We start from the raw sequence: 15292 nt of genomic DNA on the forward strand, positions 1-15292 counted from the left end.
GTGCTCGCGGCCGGGCATCCTTGTCGGCATGAGTGACTGGGACGGCTTCGGCGGCGAGCGCGACGCGCGCGGCCGCCGTGATGACGGGTACGGGCGCGGCGGACAGGCACAGCCGGAGGGACCGCAGCGGATGCGGCACGTCCAGCGGCAGCCGCAGCCTCCCCGGCCTCCCCGGTCACAGCCCCGTCCCGAGCAGCGGCCCGTCCGGCCGCCGGTCCCGGCGCAGGCCCCGCCGCCGGGCGCGCGGCCCGGTTCCGGCCACCGGGTGCCGCCGCAGCAGGCGCAGGGGCCCGACGCGGCGTACGACAGCGGCTACAACACCGGCCAGGTCTACGGGCGCCCCGCCGGCCCCGGCGGCCCGGGCGGCCCCTCGGGTCCCGGCGGTCCGGGACGGCGCGGGGGTCCGGGCGGTCCCGACGGCCCGGTGCCCGTCCGGGTGGTCGTGGACTGGCGCAAGCGGATCAAGATCGGTTCGATCGCGATCGTCTCCGTCCTCCTGGTGACCACGATCGGCACCTACTTCTGGGCCGACTCCAAGGTCCGCCGCGAGGTCGACCTGTCCAAGGTGATCGAGCGGCCCAAGGAGGGCGACTGCACGACCTACCTGATCGTGGGCTCCGACAGCCGCGAGGGCATGTCCGACGAGGAGAAGAAGAAGCTCCACACGGGCTCCGCCGAGGGCAAGCGCACCGACTCGATGATGGTCCTGGCCAAGTGCTCCAGCGGGAACACCATGGTCTCGCTGCCGCGCGACTCCGACGTGGAGATCCCCTCCTTCGTCGGCTCCCAGTCGGGCAAGAAGTACGCCGGCACCGGCAAGCGGACCAAGCTGAACGCCGCGTACGCGGACGACGGCCCGGAGCTGCTGGTGCGGACGGTCGAGTTCAACACCGGCCTGCGCATCGACCACTACGCCGAGATCGGTTTCGCCGGCTTCGCGAACATCGTCGACGCGCTGGGCGGCGTGGAGCTGAACATCGAACAGGGCTTCAAGGACGAAAAGTCCGGCGCCGACTTCAAGGCGGGCAAGCAGACCCTCAACGGCGAGCAGTCCCTGGCCTTCGTCCGCACCCGCTACGCCTTCGCCGAGTCGGACCTCCAGCGGACGAAGAACCAGCAGAAGTTCCTGGCCGCGCTCGCCTCCCAGGCCGCCACCCCGGGCACCGTCCTCAACCCCTTCTCCCTCTACCCGGTGATGGGCGCCGGCCTGGACACCCTCATCGTCGACAAGGACATGTCGCTGTGGGACATGGGCGAGATGTTCTTCGCCATGAAGGGCATCAACAGCGGTGAGGGCGTGTCGATGAACATGCCGCTCTCCGGCCAGCGGGGCGGAAACCTCGTCTGGGACAAGGCGAAGGTGCAGCAGCTGGTCAAGGAGATCCAGAACGACCAGAAGGTCACCGTCAGGGGGCAGTGACATGCGGGGGGCAGTGACATGAAGCACTCGTTCCGCGACGCACTGGACAGTCCGGCGGGTTCTTCGTAAGACTGATCCGCCTTTTGCACGCCTGCTCTGGAGCGTAGATGTCTTTGCCCGCGGCCCCGCCCCAACTCGGCGACCAGAGGCGGGACGGAGCCCCAGCGGCGGCCCCCGTACGGCGGCACCAGCCGGTCTCCGCCCCCAAGCCGCGGCTGCGGGTCCTGGACGGACTGCGCATCGTGGCGGCCGTGGTGGTGCTCAGCGCCCACTACGTCCACCCCGTGATCTGGGGCGCCCGGGAGAACAAGGAGCTGTTCGGCCCGGTCGCCACGCCCTCGCGCTACGGCTGGCTCGGCGTCGAACTGTTCTTCATGATCAGCGGCTTCGTCATCTGCATGTCCGCCTGGGGCCGGCCGCTCGGCAGCTACCTGCGCAGCCGCGTGGTGCGGCTCGGTCCGGCGTACTGGTTCTGCGCCCTGGCGACCGGCACCGTCATGACGGTCTACGCGCAGTTCTACGGCGGCAACCACCCCACGCCCAGTCAGATCCTGACGAATCTGACGATGGTGCAGATGCCGCTGAACAACCCCTCGGTCGACCCCTCCTACTGGACCCTGTGGTCGGAGGCCCGGTTCTACCTGATCTTCGCGATCGTCGCCTGGAAGGGCCTGACGTACCGCCGGGTCATGAACTTCTGCTGGATCTGGACCGTGGTCTCGATCCTCGCGCCGAACTCGGGCCTGCCGGTGCTGGAGGCGGTCGCGAACCAGGTGTACTCGCCGCTGTTCATCTCCGGCATCGCCTTCTACCTGATCCGCCGCGAGGGCGCCCGCGTGGGCGAGCCGTGGGTCCTGCTGGCCCTGTCCTGGCTGCTGATGCAGCGCTACATGACCGACATCCACGGCTGGAACACCCGGCCCGGCGACAAGCTCTCCTGGGCCGTCTGCGTCGCCGTGGTCACCGTCTTCTACGCCGTGATGGCCGCGGTCGCGCTGGGCTGGCTGGACCGGATCAACTGGCGCTGGCTGTCGGTGGCGGGCGCCATGTCCTACCCGCTGTACCTGCTGCACCAGCAGGTGGGCGTGACGCTGATGGAGCACTGGTCGGGCGACGTCCACCCGTACGTGCTGATCCTGTCGACCACCGGCTCGATGCTGCTGGCGTCCTGGCTGGTCGTGCGGTTCGTGGAACGGCCCGGCTCGGCCGCGCTCAAGCGCATGCTGGAACGGCGCCCGGTCAGGGCCTGACGGCCGCCGGGCACGGCCATGAAGAAGGGGCACCCCCTGGGGGGTGCCCCTTCTTCATGGTCTCGTACGGCTCAGCGGCCGGCGCGGGCGCGGAGCTTCCACGGCATCGCGATGGACTCCAGCTGCACGGCCAGGTTCATCTTCGACTCGCCGACGGTGCGGTCCTCGAAGTGGATCGGGACCTCCATCACCTGGAAGCCGCGGCGCAGGGCCTTGTACTTCATCTCCACCTGGAAGCTGTAGCCGGCGCTGCCGATCGACGCGAGGTCGATCGCCTTCAGCGCGCCCGCGCTCCACAGGTTGAAGCCGCCCGTGATGTCGCGGACGCGGGTGCCCAGGATGGTGCTCGCGTACGCGTTCGCCCAGCGGGAGAGCAGCTTGCGGTGCGCGCCCCAGGCGTCGGACAGAGTGCCGCCCGGCACGTAGCGGGAGCCCACGACCAGGCCGGCGCCGGTGGAGCGGGCCACGCCCAGCATCTCGGCGATCTTCCCGGCCGGGTGGGAGCCGTCGGCGTCCATCTGGAGCACGTACTCGGCGCCGTCCTCGACCGCCTTGGCCATGCCCGCCGCGTAGGCGCGGCCGAGGCCGTCCTTGGCGGTGCGGTGCAGGACCGACATGCGCGGCTTGCCGTCCTCGGTGACGAAGCCCTCGGCGAGCTCGTCGGCGATCTTGCCGGTGCCGTCGGGCGAGGAGTCGTCGACGATCAGCAGGCGCAGGCCCGGCTGGTCGAGGCTCATGAGCAGGTCCACCATGCCCGGGAGGTTGCCCGCCTCGTTGTAGGTCGGCATGACCACGGTGAGGGGGGTGTGCGCCCAGGTGTCGGGGAGCCTGGTGGTGGCGACGTCGGTCGTGCGGGGAGTCTGCTGCTCGCCTATCACAGGGTTATGCCTCACTGGAGTTGGTCACCGGTCGGAGGAGAAGCGGACGGCTGCGTCGGGCAGTTCGGCCTCGCACCACACCCGCACCCCTGCACGGAGTTCGTTGTCAGCCCCCACGACGGCACCGTCACCGATGACGGCACCGGTCACCACGGTGCGCGAGCCCACCGAGGCGCCGGCCCCGATGAGGCTGGCGTTCACCACCGTGTCCGGGCCGAGGATCGCGCCGTCCAGCACGATGGAACCCTGGACGACAGCACCCGACTCGATGCGGGCGCCGGCGCCCACCACGGTACCGCCCGTCAGCTTCGCGCCTTCCGCCACCTGGGCGCCGGGCAGGACGAGGGCCTCGCCGCGGGGGCCGGGGACGGCCGGGGAGGAGACGACGCCGCGCACGAGGTCGGCGGAGGCCTGGACGAAGGACTCGGGCTTGCCGAGGTCCAGCCAGTAGGTGTCCTCGGTCACGCCGTGCAGCGTGGCACCGGAGGCGAGGAGGCCGGGGAAGGTCTCGCGCTCGACGGATACCGGCCGGCCGGCGGGGATGGTGTCGATGACGCTGCGGCGGAAGACGTAGCAGCCGGCGTTGATCTGGTCGGTGATGATCTCTTCGGGGGTCTCGGGCTTCTCGGTGAAGGCCAGCACCCGCCCGTCGGGGTCGGTGGGGACCAGGCCGAAGGCCCGGGGGTCCTCGACGCGCACGAGGTGGAGCGAGACGTCGGCGTCGGCCGCCCGGTGGGACTCGACCAGCCCGGCGATGTCGAGGCCGGTCAGGATGTCGCCGTTGAAGACGAGGACCGGGGAGTCCGGGCCGCCGGTCAGGCGCTGGGCGGCGTTGCGGATGGCGCCGCCGGTGCCGAGGGGCTCGTCCTCGACGACGTATTCGAGGGTGATGCCGAAGTCGGATCCGTCGCCGAAGTAGGGCTCGAAGACCTCGGCGAGGTAGCAGGTGGCCATCACGATGTGCGTGACACCGGCGGCAGCGGCCCTGGCGATCTGGTGGGCGAGGAACGGGACGCCCGCTGCCGGAACCATCGGCTTGGGGGTGTTCACCGTCACGGGGCGCAGACGCGTCCCCTGCCCGCCGACCAGCAGGATCGCTTCCGTCATTTTGTTCTCTCCCCAACCGGTTCAGGCGTACGAAGCTTCAAAGTTAGCCCATCCGGCACAGTGCGAAGCCCGGCGGATCCCCGCCCCGGCCGCCTCCGGCAACGTTCCGGTTACGGCGGGTTCCGCAGGGTGCGGGCACCGGGAGTCCCGGCCGTCCCCCTTATATAGGGGGGAGCCGCCCCTCCCGGGGAGAGACGCCCTGCTCAGCCTTGGAACCCCGCCCGCCACTTCCGGCCGCGCCCCACGGCGCACCGCCCGCCCCGGCCGGCGCCCTCCGGCACGGGCGGCCCGCCCGCCGCGGGGGCGCACCGGGCGGGCCGCCACGCCCGCTGGATCGGAATCGTTACAAAAGAACCCTTCACATCCGCCGCCCGCCGCGCCCCGCCGCACGGCCGGCCGCAAGCACGACAAGGCCCTCGGCGCGACGCCGGGGCCTTGTCGGGGGAGCGAGCGGGTCGGTCCGCGTTACGGCAGGTTGCGGGCCATGACGATCCGCTGGACCTGGTTGGTGCCCTCGTAGATCTGCGTGATCTTCGCGTCGCGCATCATGCGCTCGACCGGGTAGTCGCGGGTGTAGCCGTAGCCGCCGAGGAGCTGGACCGCGTCGGTGGTGACCTCCATCGCGACGTCGGAGGCGAAGCACTTGGCCGCGGCGCCGAAGAAGGTGAGGTCGGAATCGACGCGCTCGGACTTGGCCGCCGCGGCGTAGGTCAGCTGGCGGGCGGCCTCGATCTTCATGGCCATGTCCGCGAGCATGAACTGGACGCCCTGGAAGTCGCCGATCGGCTTGCCGAACTGCTTGCGCTCCTGGACGTAGCCCTTGGCGTAGTCCAGGGCGCCCTGGGCGATGCCGAGGGCCTGGGCGGCGATGGTGATGCGGGTGTGGTCGAGGGTCTTCATCGCGGTGGCGAAGCCGGTGCCCTCGGCGCCGATCATGCGGTCGGCGGGGATGCGGACGTTGTCGAGGTAGACCTCGCGCGTCGGGGAGCCCTTGATGCCGAGCTTCTTCTCGGGGGCGCCGAAGGAGACGCCCTCGTCCGACTTCTCCACGACGAACGCCGAGATGCCCTTGGAGCGCATCGACGGGTCGGTGACGGCCATGACCGTGTAGTAGTCGGAGACGCCGGCGTTGGTGATCCAGCGCTTGACGCCGTTGAGGACCCAGAAGTCGCCGTCGCGGACCGCGCGGGTCTTCATGCCCGCCGCGTCGGAGCCCGCGTCGGGCTCCGAGAGGCAGTAGGAGAACATCGCGTCGCCCTTGGCCAGCGGGCCGAGGTACTTGGCCTTGAGCTCCTCGGAGCCGGAGAGGATCACCGGGAGGGAGCCGAGCTTGTTGACGGCCGGGATCAGGGAGGAGGAGGCGCAGACGCGGGCCACTTCCTCGATGACGATGACCGTGGCGAGGGCGTCGGCGCCGGCGCCGCCGTAGGTCTCGGGCACGTGGACGGCGTGCAGGTCGTTGGCGACGAGGGCGTCGAGGGCCTCCTGCGGGAAGCGGGCCTCCTCGTCGACGGTGGCCGCGAACGGGAGGATCTTCGCCTCGCAGAGCGCGCGGACGGACTCGCGGAGCATGTCGTGCTCCTCGGCCGGGCGGTACAGGTCGAAGTCGGCAGAACCCGCCAAGATCAGTCACTCCCCAGGATGACGCGCCGTAGGGCGCTGACAGCCGTGTGTCGCTGGCATGCGCGCGGCGCGGGATGCTAACTACCGTTAAGTAACCCAAATTCTAGTTCCCGGCGCCGGTGCAGCGATATGTGGCGCGTACGTGAGCTGCGTGACAGCCGGGCACTCCGGGGAACGTCCCCCCGGACCGGCCCGACTATGCTCGGGGGCCGCAAACGGCCCCGCACTCTGGAGCATCCATGGCCCCCCTCAAGATCACCGTGATCGGCACCGGCTACCTGGGCGCGACGCACGCCGCGGCCATGGCGGAGCTCGGGTTCGAGGTGCTGGGGCTGGACGTGGTGCCGGAGAAGATCGAGATGCTGGCCGCGGGCCGGGTCCCGATGTACGAGCCGGGGCTGGAGGAGCTGCTCTCCCGGCACGTCGCCGGGCTGCCCGGGGCCACCGGCCGGCTGCGGTTCACGCAGTCGTGGGAAGAGGTCGCGGACTTCGGCGACGTGCACTTCGTCTGCGTGAACACCCCGCAGAAGCACGGCGAGTACGCGTGCGACATGTCCTACGTGGACTCCGCCGTGGAGTCGCTGGCCCCACACCTGACGCGGCCCGCGCTCGTCGTGGGCAAGTCCACCGTGCCGGTCGGGTCGGCCGAGCGGCTCGCCGGGAAGCTCGCCGCGCTGGCCCCGGCCGGCGAGGACGTCGAGCTGGCGTGGAACCCGGAGTTCCTGCGCGAGGGCTTCGCCGTCCAGGACACCCTGCACCCCGACCGGATCGTCATCGGCGTACGGGGCGAGCGCGGCGAGAAGCTGCTGCGCGAGGTGTACGCGACGCCGATGGCGGAGGGCAGCCCGCTGGTGGTGACCGACTTCCCGACCGCCGAGCTGGTCAAGACCGCCGCGAACTCCTTCCTCGCCACCAAGATCTCCTTCATCAACGCCATGGCCGAGGTCTGCGAGGCCGCCGGCGGCGACGTCGTCAAGCTCGCCGAGGCCATCGGCCACGACGAGCGGATCGGCGCCAAGTTCCTGCGCGCCGGCATCGGCTTCGGCGGCGGCTGCCTGCCCAAGGACATCCGGGCCTTCATGGCCCGGGCCGGCGAGCTGGGCGCCGACCAGGCGCTGACCTTCCTCAGGGAGGTCGACTCCATCAACATGCGCCGCCGCGGGCACATGGTCGAGCTGGCCCGCGAGGCGGTGGGCGGGTCCTTCCTGGGCAAGCGGGTCGCCGTGCTCGGCGCCACCTTCAAGCCGGACTCGGACGACGTGCGCGACTCCCCCGCGCTGAACGTCGCCGGGCAGATCCACCTCCAGGGCGGTCAGGTCACCGTCTACGACCCCAAGGGCATGGACAACGCCCGCCGCGTCTTCCCCACCCTCGGCTACGCCGACTCCGCGCTCGCGGCCGCCCGCGGGGCCGAGGTCGTGCTGCACCTCACCGAATGGCGCGAGTTCCGCGAGATCGACCCCGCCGAGCTGGGATCCGTCGTCACGGACCGGCTGATCCTCGACGGCCGCAACGCCCTCGACCCGCTGCGGTGGCGGGGAGCCGGCTGGACGTACCGGGCCATGGGACGACCGCAGGCGTAAGGGCCCCTGGGTAGACTTCGCGCCGATGACCACGACCAGCAGCCCCGCACTCCACCCCACCGCGCCCGCGCCGACGGCTCCCGCCCCGCGCGAGCGGCGGGGGTCCTTCGAAGCAGCCCTGCGAGGACGGAGCGCCCTGCTGGGCATCGCGGTCTTCTGGCTGGCCAGCAGGGCCGCGATGCTCTGGACGCTGGTCCACGACGTCGGGCACTCCACCAACACCCGTGTGGAGGTCACCCTGACCTACCACAACTGGTACAACGTGCTCGTCCACTGGACGATGCCGCACAACGACGTCATGTGGCAGTACCCGCCGGCCGCCGCGGCCGTCTTCCTCTCCCCGGACCTGCTGCCGTTCCTCACCTACTTCCAGGGCTTCGTCGCCCTGACGGTCCTCTGCGACGCCGTCATCCTGCTCGGCCTCCTGCGGGTGGCGCGACGCGACGACGGCAGCATGGCCGGTGCGCTGATGTGGCTGGTGGCGCTGCCGATGATGATGGCGACCCCGTTCGCCCGCTACGACATCCACGTCACCCTGTTCGCGGTCTTCGCGCTGCTCTGCATGCGCAACCGCCCCCGGCTCGGCGGGGTCGTCGCCGGCATCGGCGCGATGGTCAAGGTGTGGCCGCTGCTGACCCTGCTCGGTGTCCCCCGCGGCAAGTCCACGCGGGACGCCTTCGTCGCGGCGGCGCTGTCCTGTGCGGCGCTGCTCGGCGTCTTCGCGGTGCTGTTCAAGGACACGCTGGGCTTCCTGGGCAACCAGGGCAACCGCGGGGTCCAGGTCGAGTCGCTGGGCGGTTCGGCGCTGATGGCGGCGCGGCTGCTGCACCTGTGGCCCGGCAGGACGAACTTCCAGTACGGGGCGTTCGAGTACGTCGGCCCGTACGTGTCGAGCATCGCCCGGGCCTCGGTGGGCCTGACGGTGATCGGCTTCCTGCTGCTCCTGCTGTGGCGGGTGAAGGCGAACCGCTGGTCGAGCGCGACGCCGTTCGACGCCGCGCTCTGCGCGATCCTGGTCTTCACGGTCACCAGCCGGGTCATCAGCCCGCAGTACATGATCTGGCTGCTGGGCCTCGGGGCCGTCTGCCTGACCTCGAAGCACTCCACCCAGCGGCCGGTCGCCTGGCTGCTGGTCGCCACGACCGCGGTGACCACGCTGGTCTTCCCGGTCTGGTACGACACCGAGGTCCTCACCACCAGCACGCTGGGCACGGTCCTGCTCTGCACCCGCAACGCCATGCTGCTCTTCGCGACGGTGTGGTCCGGAGTCCGGCTGTGGAAGGCGACCGTGCTGCCGAAGGCGGCGCTCCAGCCGGGCTAGCCGGGCGGGGCCTTGTACTGGGCGGCGCGGGCGGTGAACTCCGCCTCGCGCAGGACCCGCTGGGCGTTGCCCCAGGTGAGCAGGGCGAGGTCGGCTTCCGACCAGCCGCGTTCGAGCAGTTCCGCGAGCAGTCGCGGGTAGCCCGAGGGATCGGTGAGTCCGGTCGGCCTCGGGCTTCCGGGTTCGGCGCCGAAGGCGGCGCCGAGGCCGACCCCTTCCGGGCCCGCGAGGTCCCGTACGTGTTCCACGTGGTCGGCGACGGCGTGCAGGGAGTCGCCGGTGCGCTCGGTGTCGAACGTGACCATCGCCAGGCCGCTCGCCGCACGCAGCGCGAGGAGGACCTCGTCGGTGGCGTTGTCCGGATGCGGGGTGAGGGAGGCCGCCCCGGTGTTCGAGATGATCACCGGCGCCTTGGAGGCGGCGGCGAGCTGGCAGGCGGCGGCCGGTGAGCAGCCCGTCAGGTCGATCAGCATCGCGAGCCGGTTCAGCTCCTTGACCACCTCGTGGCCGAAGGCCGTCAGTCCCTCGTCGGCCCAGGAGGCCCCGGCGGGGGCGAGCAGGCGTACGCCGAGGGCGTGGAAGGCGCGCAGGGCGCCGAGGGAGCCGGTGAGGGTGCTGCCGGGGACGGGGCCGAGGAAAGAGGCGATCCGGCCGCGGTTGCGGGCGTCGACCATGTCGTCGGCGGTCAGCGCGAAGCACAGGCTGTCGGAGTAGCGGCGCATCAGGGCGCGGGCCGCGTCGATCTGTTCGAGGGTCTCGCACACGGCCTGGGCGCAGGAGTCCGCGCGGGGCGGGCCGGGGGGTACGAGGAGGGTCCAGAACTGGGCGCCCACTCCCCCGGCGCGCAGCCGGGGGATGTCGGTGTCGACGCCGGTGTCGGGGGTGTCGATGTCGTGGTAGGGGCTCTGGCGCAAGGTCCAGACGAGGGTGTTGCAGCCGTCGGCGACGGGATGGACGGCGAGCAGCGCGGCCGCGCGGTCCAGGGATCCGCCCGCCCTGAGGGGGGCGGTGACGGGGGCGTCTTCGGCTCCGACACCCACGGAGTGGGGTTCATCCTGCAGGTCGGCCATGGCATTCGCTCCGGTCTCGGCGGCAGCAGGGAGATATGCGGCCACCGTGACATGCCGGGCGCCGGTGCCGCCCGGCGAATGTGGCGTTCGGGTGTACGGCGGTACGGGACGGGGGCGGGCCCGGATGTTCCCGGTCCCGTCCCCGTGGCCCGCCCGGTCCTGCCTAGAGCACCGCGTTGGAGGGGCCGCGGGTGGCCTGGAGGTCCCGGGCGACGGCTTCGGCGTCGCGCAGCGCCCGTACCGCGTTGGACCAGGTCAGCTTGGCCAGGTCGGCCCGGGACCAGCCGCGGTGCAGGAGCTCCGCGATCAGGTTCGGGTAGCCGGAGACGTCGTCGAGCCCGGCCGGGGTGAAGGCGGTGCCGTCGAAGTCGCCGCCGATGCCGATGTGGTCGACACCGGCGACCTCGCGCATGTGGTCGAGGTGGTCGGCGACGGTGGCGGCGGTGGCCACGGGGCGGGGGCGGCCGGCTTCGAAGGCCCGGTGCACGGCCATCGCCTCGGGGGTGGTGTCGAGGTGGTGGAAGCCGTGGGCGCGCAGGTTCTCGTCCGCTGCGAGGGTCCACTCGACGGCGGCCGGGAGGATGAACTTCGGCACGAAGGTGGCCATGGCGACGCCGCCGTTGGCGGGCAGCAGGGCCAGCACGTCGTCGGGGACGTTGCGCGGGTGGTCGCAGACCGCCCGGGCCGAGGAGTGCGAGAAGACCACCGGGGCGGCCGAGACGGCGAGCGCGTCGCGCATGGTGGTGTCGGCGACGTGCGAGAGGTCGACGAGCATGCCGGTGCGGTTCATCTCGCGCACCACCTCGCGGCCGAAGTCGGTGAGGCCGCCGTGGCGGGGTGCGTCGGTCGCCGAGTCCGCCCAGTCGATGGTGTCGTTGTGGGTGAGCGTCATGTACCGCACGCCCAGGTGGTGCAGGGCGCGCAGGGTGGCGAGGGAGTTGTTGATGGAGTGGCCGCCCTCGGCTCCCATCAGGGAGGCGATCCGGCCGTCGGCGCGGGCCGCCTCCATGTCGTCGGCCGTCAGGGCCCGCACCAGGGCGCGGGGGTAACGGGCGATCAGCTGCCCGACGGCGTCGATCTGCTCCAGGGTGGCGCTGACCGCCTCGTCGCCCGCGAAGTCGGAGCGGACGTAGACGGACCAGAACTGCGCACCGACCCCTCCGGCGCGCAGCCGGGGGATGTCGGTGTGCAGGTGGGCCGACTGGTCGCCGGCGATGTCGCGCCGGGTGAGGTCGTAGCGGACCTGCTCGCGCAGGGCCCAGGGCAGGTCGTTGTGGCCGTCGACGACCGGGTGCTCCGCGAGGAGCGCGCGGGCCTCGGCGAGCAGGTCCGCCGCGCTCACTTGCCGAACCCGAAGGATTCCGCGCCGGCGACCTTGGCGCGCAGCCGCTTGCCCTTCTCGGTGGCCTGGTCGTTCAGCTCCTGCTGGAACTCGCGCATCCGGCCGAGGAGCTCCGGGTCGTGCGCGGCGAGCATGCGGACGGCGAGCAGGCCGGCGTTGCGGGCGCCGGCGACGGAGACGGTGGCGACGGGGACCCCGGCGGGCATCTGGACGATCGACAGGAGCGAGTCCATGCCGTCCAGGTACTTCAGCGGGACCGGCACGCCGATGACGGGCAGCGGGGTGACGGAGGCGAGCATGCCGGGCAGGTGGGCGGCCCCGCCGGCGCCGGCGATGATCGCCTTGAGCCCGCGCTCGGCGGCGTGCTCCCCGTACGCGACCATCTCGCGCGGCATGCGGTGGGCGGAGACGACGTCGACCTCGTAGGGGATCTCGAACTCGTCCAGGGCCTGGGCGGCGGCCTCCATGACCGGCCAGTCGGAGTCCGAACCCATGACGATGCCCACGACGGGGGAAGTGCTCATTCGGTGATCGTTCCTCTGAGGTAGCCGGCTGCGTGGCGTGCGCGTTCCAGCACATCGTCCAGGTCGTCGCCGTAGGTGTTGACGTGGCCGACCTTGCGGCCGTGTTTCACGTCCTTGCCGTACATGTGGATCTTCACCTGCGGGTCGTGGGCCATGCAGTGCAGGTACGCCGCGTACATGTCGGGGTAGTCCCCGCCGAGGACGTTGGCCATCACGGTCCAGCGGGCCCGGGGGCGCGGGTCGCCCAGGGGGAGGTCCAGGACCGCTCGGACGTGGTTGGCGAACTGGGAGGTGACCGCGCCGTCCTGGGTCCAGTGGCCGCTGTTGTGCGGGCGCATGGCCAGTTCGTTGACGAGGATGCGGCCGTCGGTGGTCTCGAACAGCTCCACGGCCAGGTGGCCGGTCACGTCGAGTTCCTTGGCGATGCGCAGGGCCAGGGCCTGGGCCTCGCCCGCGAGGGCTTCGGAGAGGTGGGGGGCGGGGGCGATCACCGTGTCGCACACGCCGTCGACCTGGATGGACTCCACGACGGGGTAGGCCACGGCCTGGCCGTGCGGGGAGCGGACGATGTTGGCGGCGAGTTCGCGGACGTAGTCCACCTTCTCCTCCGCGAGGACCGGGACGCCCGCCTTGAACGGGGCCTCCGCGTCCTCGGGGGTGCGGACGAACCACACGCCCTTGCCGTCGTACCCGCCGCGCACCGTCTTGAGGATGACGGGGAAGCCGCCGACCTCTTCCGCGAAGGCCGCCGCGTCCGCCGGATCGCTCACGATCCGGTGGCGGGGGCTGGGCGCGCCGATCTCGTCGAGCTTGGCGCGCATCACCCCCTTGTCCTGGGCGTGCACCAACGCGTCGGGCCCCGGCCGGACGGGGATGCCGTCCGACTCCAGGGCCCGGAGGTGCTCGGTGGGTACGTGCTCGTGATCGAAGGTGATCACGTCGCAGCCGCGCGCGAAGGCGCGCAACGTCTCCAGGTCGCGATAGTCGCCGATGACGACGTCGTTCACGACCAGGGCCGCCGAGTCCTGGGGGGTGTCACTGAGGATCTTGAATCTGATGCCGAGGGGGATACCCGCCTCGTGGGTCATGCGGGCGAGCTGACCGCCGCCGACCATGCCGACTACCGGGAACGTCACCTCTCCAGGGTATCCGCCGGTATTCCGCCATACGGACGCAGGCCTGGCGCGGACCCGCCGGTGGGACGCGGAGGCCTTGTGTGCGTTGTGTCGCAGGGGTGCCGAGGCGCCGTCGGGCCGCCGGGGCGACACTTAACATGGTGGGGTTGACGAGATCGGGTGACACGTCCGCCCGCCCGGCCGGCCCGCGCCGGCGGCTCGCCCCGCGACTCATCCGACGACTGACAGGGACTGACCATCACATGAGCACGCCGAACGCAGTACCGCTGTCCGAGCGCCTCCGAGGGATCCTCCGGGAGGTCGTCAAGTTCGGCGCGGTCGGCGGCGCGGGCGTGCTGGTCAACTTCGGCGTCTTCAACCTGCTGCGCAGCACCACGGACCTGCAGACGGTCCGGGCGAACGTGATAGCCATCGTGGTGGCCATCATCACGAACTACGTGGGGTTCCGCTACTTCACCTATCGTGACCGCGACCTGGGCAGCCGTCGCCGCGAGATGATCCTGTTCGTCCTGTTCAGCCTGATCGGCATGGTCATCGAGAGCGGTGTGCTCTACGTGGCCACGTACGGGTTCGGTCTGGACAGCTCCCTGCAGAACAACGTCTTCAAGTTCTTCGGCATGGCGGTGGCGACGGTCTTCCGGTTCTGGTCGTACCGGACGTGGGTCTTCAAGGCCCTGCCCACGGACGCCGCGCCCTCGCTGGTCGTGGAGCAGCGCGACGGGCGCGACGCGGCGCCCGTCGGCGCCTCCCGCACCCCGGAGCGGGCTATCTGACCGTCCGCTCCGGCTCCGCGCGCTCCGGGGCCGTACGGCTGAGGAAGAGCGCGAACACCGGCGGCTGACTCTGGAGGAGCTCCAGGCGGCCGCCGTCCGCTTCCGCGAGGTCGCGGGCGACGGCCAGGCCGATGCCGGTGGAGTTGCGGCCGCTGATGGCCCGCTCGAAGATCCGGTTGCCGAGGTCGGGCGGGACGCCGGGGCCCTCGTCGGTGACCTCGATGACGGCCTGGTTGCCGGTGACGCGGGTGCGCAGGGCGACGGTGCCGCCGCCGTGCATGAGCGCGTTCTCCACCAGGGTGGCCAGGACCTGGGAGACCGCCCCGGGGGTGCCGACGGCCCGCATGCCGGTCTTCCCGGAGCGGACGATGGCCCGTCCGCAGCTGCGGTAGGCCGGCCGCCACTCCTCCAGCTGCTGCTTGACGACCTCGTCGAGGTCGAAGGGGACGGCGGAGCCGGTGCGGGGGTCGCGGGAGTTCGTCAGCAGCCGCTCGACCACGTCCGTGAGCCGCTCCACCTGGGTGAGGGCGATGGACGCCTCCTCCCGAACGGTCTCCAGGTCGTCGGTGACCGTGATCTCCTCCAGCCGCATCGACAGGGCGGTCAGGGGGGTGCGCAGCTGGTGGGAGGCGTCGGCGGCGAGGCGGCGTTCGGCGGTGAGCATCCGTCCGATCCGTTCGGCGCTGGCGTCCAGCACGTCGGCGACCCGGTCCAGCTCGGGGACCCCGTAGCGCTTGTGGCGGGGACGGGGGTCGCCGGAGCCGAGCCGCTCGGCGGTCTCGGCGAGGTCGGTGAGCGGGGAGGCCAGCCGGTTGGCCTGGCGCACGGCGAGCAGGACGGCCGCCACGACGGCCAGCAGCGCCACCGCGCCGACGACGGCCAGGGTGCGCCCGACCTCGCGGGTGACGGTGGAGCGCGACTCCTCGACGACCACCACCTCGCCCTGCTCGCCGCGCGCGGTGCCCCGGATGACGTTGTCGGCGATGCGCTCGCCCACCTCGACGGGCGGCTGCCCGGGGAGGGTGATGCGGGCGTAGGTGCCGACGTCCAGTTGTTCGGAGAGGGAGCCGGCGTCGACCCTGCGGTGTTCCAGGGCGTCGGCTTCGACGACGCCCAGCAGGCGCAGCGCCTCGGAGCCGATGCGGTCCTGGGCGCTGCTGGTGATGGTCCGGGTCTCCACGATGACGAGGGAGACCCCGAACACGGCGATCACGACGAGGACCACGGCGAGCGTGGAGTTGATCAGGCGGCGGCGCATGCCCTAG

13 protein-coding genes are annotated in these 15292 nt (G+C 71.6%); 5 read left to right on the forward strand and 8 right to left on the reverse strand.

What is annotated here, in order from left to right; all coding sequences use genetic code 11:
- The first annotated feature begins 28 nt into the window (after window positions 1-28).
- Both ACZ5NJ_RS33230 and ACZ5NJ_RS33235 read left to right on the forward strand, forming a co-directional pair.
- A complete protein-coding gene (locus ACZ5NJ_RS33230) occupies window positions 29-1420 on the forward strand; it encodes an LCP family protein (RefSeq protein ID WP_468769908.1) in 1392 nt (463 codons plus the stop codon).
- Window positions 1421-1527: 107 nt separating this feature from the next.
- Window positions 1528-2670, forward strand: coding sequence for an acyltransferase family protein (locus ACZ5NJ_RS33235; protein ID WP_468769910.1), 1143 nt, complete (start codon window positions 1528-1530; stop codon window positions 2668-2670).
- Window positions 2671-2741: 71 nt separating this feature from the next.
- Here ACZ5NJ_RS33235 and ACZ5NJ_RS33240 read toward each other — a convergent pair whose 3' ends face one another.
- The 3 genes from ACZ5NJ_RS33240 to ACZ5NJ_RS33250 form a co-directional block, all read right to left on the reverse strand.
- Window positions 2742-3548 carry a polyprenol monophosphomannose synthase gene (locus tag ACZ5NJ_RS33240; RefSeq protein WP_468769912.1) on the reverse strand — a complete coding sequence of 269 codons (807 nt, stop codon included), beginning with the start codon at window positions 3546-3548 and terminating at the stop codon, window positions 2742-2744.
- A gap of 24 nt (window positions 3549-3572) precedes the next feature.
- The gene (gene manB, locus ACZ5NJ_RS33245) at window positions 3573-4655 is read right to left on the reverse strand and encodes a mannose-1-phosphate guanylyltransferase (protein ID WP_468769913.1); all 1083 of its coding nucleotides are present in this window, start codon (window positions 4653-4655) and stop codon (window positions 3573-3575) included.
- A gap of 465 nt (window positions 4656-5120) precedes the next feature.
- Entirely contained in the window at window positions 5121-6278 is a 1158-nt protein-coding gene (locus ACZ5NJ_RS33250) for an acyl-CoA dehydrogenase (protein ID WP_468769915.1), read from the reverse strand.
- 239 nt (window positions 6279-6517) lie between these two features.
- Between ACZ5NJ_RS33250 and ACZ5NJ_RS33255 the strand changes: the two genes are divergently transcribed.
- Window positions 6518-7861, forward strand: a complete 1344-nt coding sequence (locus tag ACZ5NJ_RS33255) for a UDP-glucose dehydrogenase family protein (RefSeq protein WP_468769916.1) — start codon at window positions 6518-6520, stop codon at window positions 7859-7861.
- Window positions 7862-7886: 25 nt separating this feature from the next.
- Window positions 7887-9182, forward strand: a complete 1296-nt coding sequence (locus tag ACZ5NJ_RS33260; protein ID WP_468769918.1) for a glycosyltransferase 87 family protein — start codon at window positions 7887-7889, stop codon at window positions 9180-9182.
- Here the strand turns inward: ACZ5NJ_RS33260 and ACZ5NJ_RS33265 are convergent.
- The 4 genes from ACZ5NJ_RS33265 to ACZ5NJ_RS33280 all read right to left on the reverse strand — a co-directional run bounded on the left by ACZ5NJ_RS33265 (window position 9179) and on the right by ACZ5NJ_RS33280 (window position 13254).
- Entirely contained in the window at window positions 9179-10252 is a 1074-nt protein-coding gene (locus ACZ5NJ_RS33265; RefSeq protein WP_468769919.1) for a membrane dipeptidase, read from the reverse strand. The two genes, ACZ5NJ_RS33260 and ACZ5NJ_RS33265, sit on opposite strands and share 4 nt — an antisense overlap.
- Before the next feature lie 163 nt (window positions 10253-10415).
- Window positions 10416-11594 (reverse strand): dipeptidase, encoded by a 1179-nt coding sequence (locus tag ACZ5NJ_RS33270; protein WP_468769921.1) that lies wholly within the window; start codon window positions 11592-11594, stop codon window positions 10416-10418.
- Entirely contained in the window at window positions 11591-12118 is a 528-nt protein-coding gene (purE, locus tag ACZ5NJ_RS33275; RefSeq protein ID WP_079427542.1) for a 5-(carboxyamino)imidazole ribonucleotide mutase, read from the reverse strand. Before purE ends, ACZ5NJ_RS33270 begins: the two co-directional genes overlap by 4 nt.
- Window positions 12115-13254 (reverse strand): 5-(carboxyamino)imidazole ribonucleotide synthase, encoded by a 1140-nt coding sequence (locus ACZ5NJ_RS33280; protein ID WP_468769923.1) that lies wholly within the window; start codon window positions 13252-13254, stop codon window positions 12115-12117. Before ACZ5NJ_RS33280 ends, purE begins: the two co-directional genes overlap by 4 nt.
- Before the next feature lie 242 nt (window positions 13255-13496).
- Here ACZ5NJ_RS33280 and ACZ5NJ_RS33285 point away from each other — a divergent pair, with 242 nt between their 5' ends.
- A complete protein-coding gene (locus ACZ5NJ_RS33285) occupies window positions 13497-14027 on the forward strand; it encodes a GtrA family protein (RefSeq protein WP_468769924.1) in 531 nt (176 codons plus the stop codon).
- On the opposite strand, the gene ACZ5NJ_RS33290 is transcribed toward ACZ5NJ_RS33285, so the two are convergent.
- Window positions 14020-15285: an ATP-binding protein gene (locus ACZ5NJ_RS33290; RefSeq protein ID WP_468769927.1), complete on the reverse strand. Its 1266-nt coding sequence runs from the start codon at window positions 15283-15285 to the stop codon at window positions 14020-14022. The two genes, ACZ5NJ_RS33285 and ACZ5NJ_RS33290, sit on opposite strands and share 8 nt — an antisense overlap.
- Window positions 15286-15292 lie beyond the last annotated feature (7 nt).

The sequence above is a fragment of the Streptomyces sp. NPDC032091 genome, from assembly GCF_055580265.1.

Bases quoted from the DNA above. Each gene is read 5' to 3' on its own strand.
- ACZ5NJ_RS33230 (WP_468769908.1), top strand. From the start codon at position 29: ATGAGTGACTGGGACGGCTTCGGCGGCGAGCGCGACGCGCGCGGCCGC.
- ACZ5NJ_RS33235 (WP_468769910.1), top strand. From the start codon at position 1,528: ATGTCTTTGCCCGCGGCCCCGCCCCAACTCGGCGACCAGAGGCGGGAC.
- manB (WP_468769913.1), bottom strand. From the start codon at position 4,655: ATGACGGAAGCGATCCTGCTGGTCGGCGGGCAGGGGACGCGTCTGCGC.
- ACZ5NJ_RS33255 (WP_468769916.1), top strand. From the start codon at position 6,518: ATGGCCCCCCTCAAGATCACCGTGATCGGCACCGGCTACCTGGGCGCG.
- ACZ5NJ_RS33260 (WP_468769918.1), top strand. From the start codon at position 7,887: ATGACCACGACCAGCAGCCCCGCACTCCACCCCACCGCGCCCGCGCCG.
- ACZ5NJ_RS33265 (WP_468769919.1), bottom strand. From the start codon at position 10,252: ATGGCCGACCTGCAGGATGAACCCCACTCCGTGGGTGTCGGAGCCGAA.
- purE (WP_079427542.1), bottom strand. From the start codon at position 12,118: ATGAGCACTTCCCCCGTCGTGGGCATCGTCATGGGTTCGGACTCCGAC.
- ACZ5NJ_RS33285 (WP_468769924.1), top strand. From the start codon at position 13,497: ATGAGCACGCCGAACGCAGTACCGCTGTCCGAGCGCCTCCGAGGGATC.
- ACZ5NJ_RS33290 (WP_468769927.1), bottom strand. From the start codon at position 15,285: ATGCGCCGCCGCCTGATCAACTCCACGCTCGCCGTGGTCCTCGTCGTG.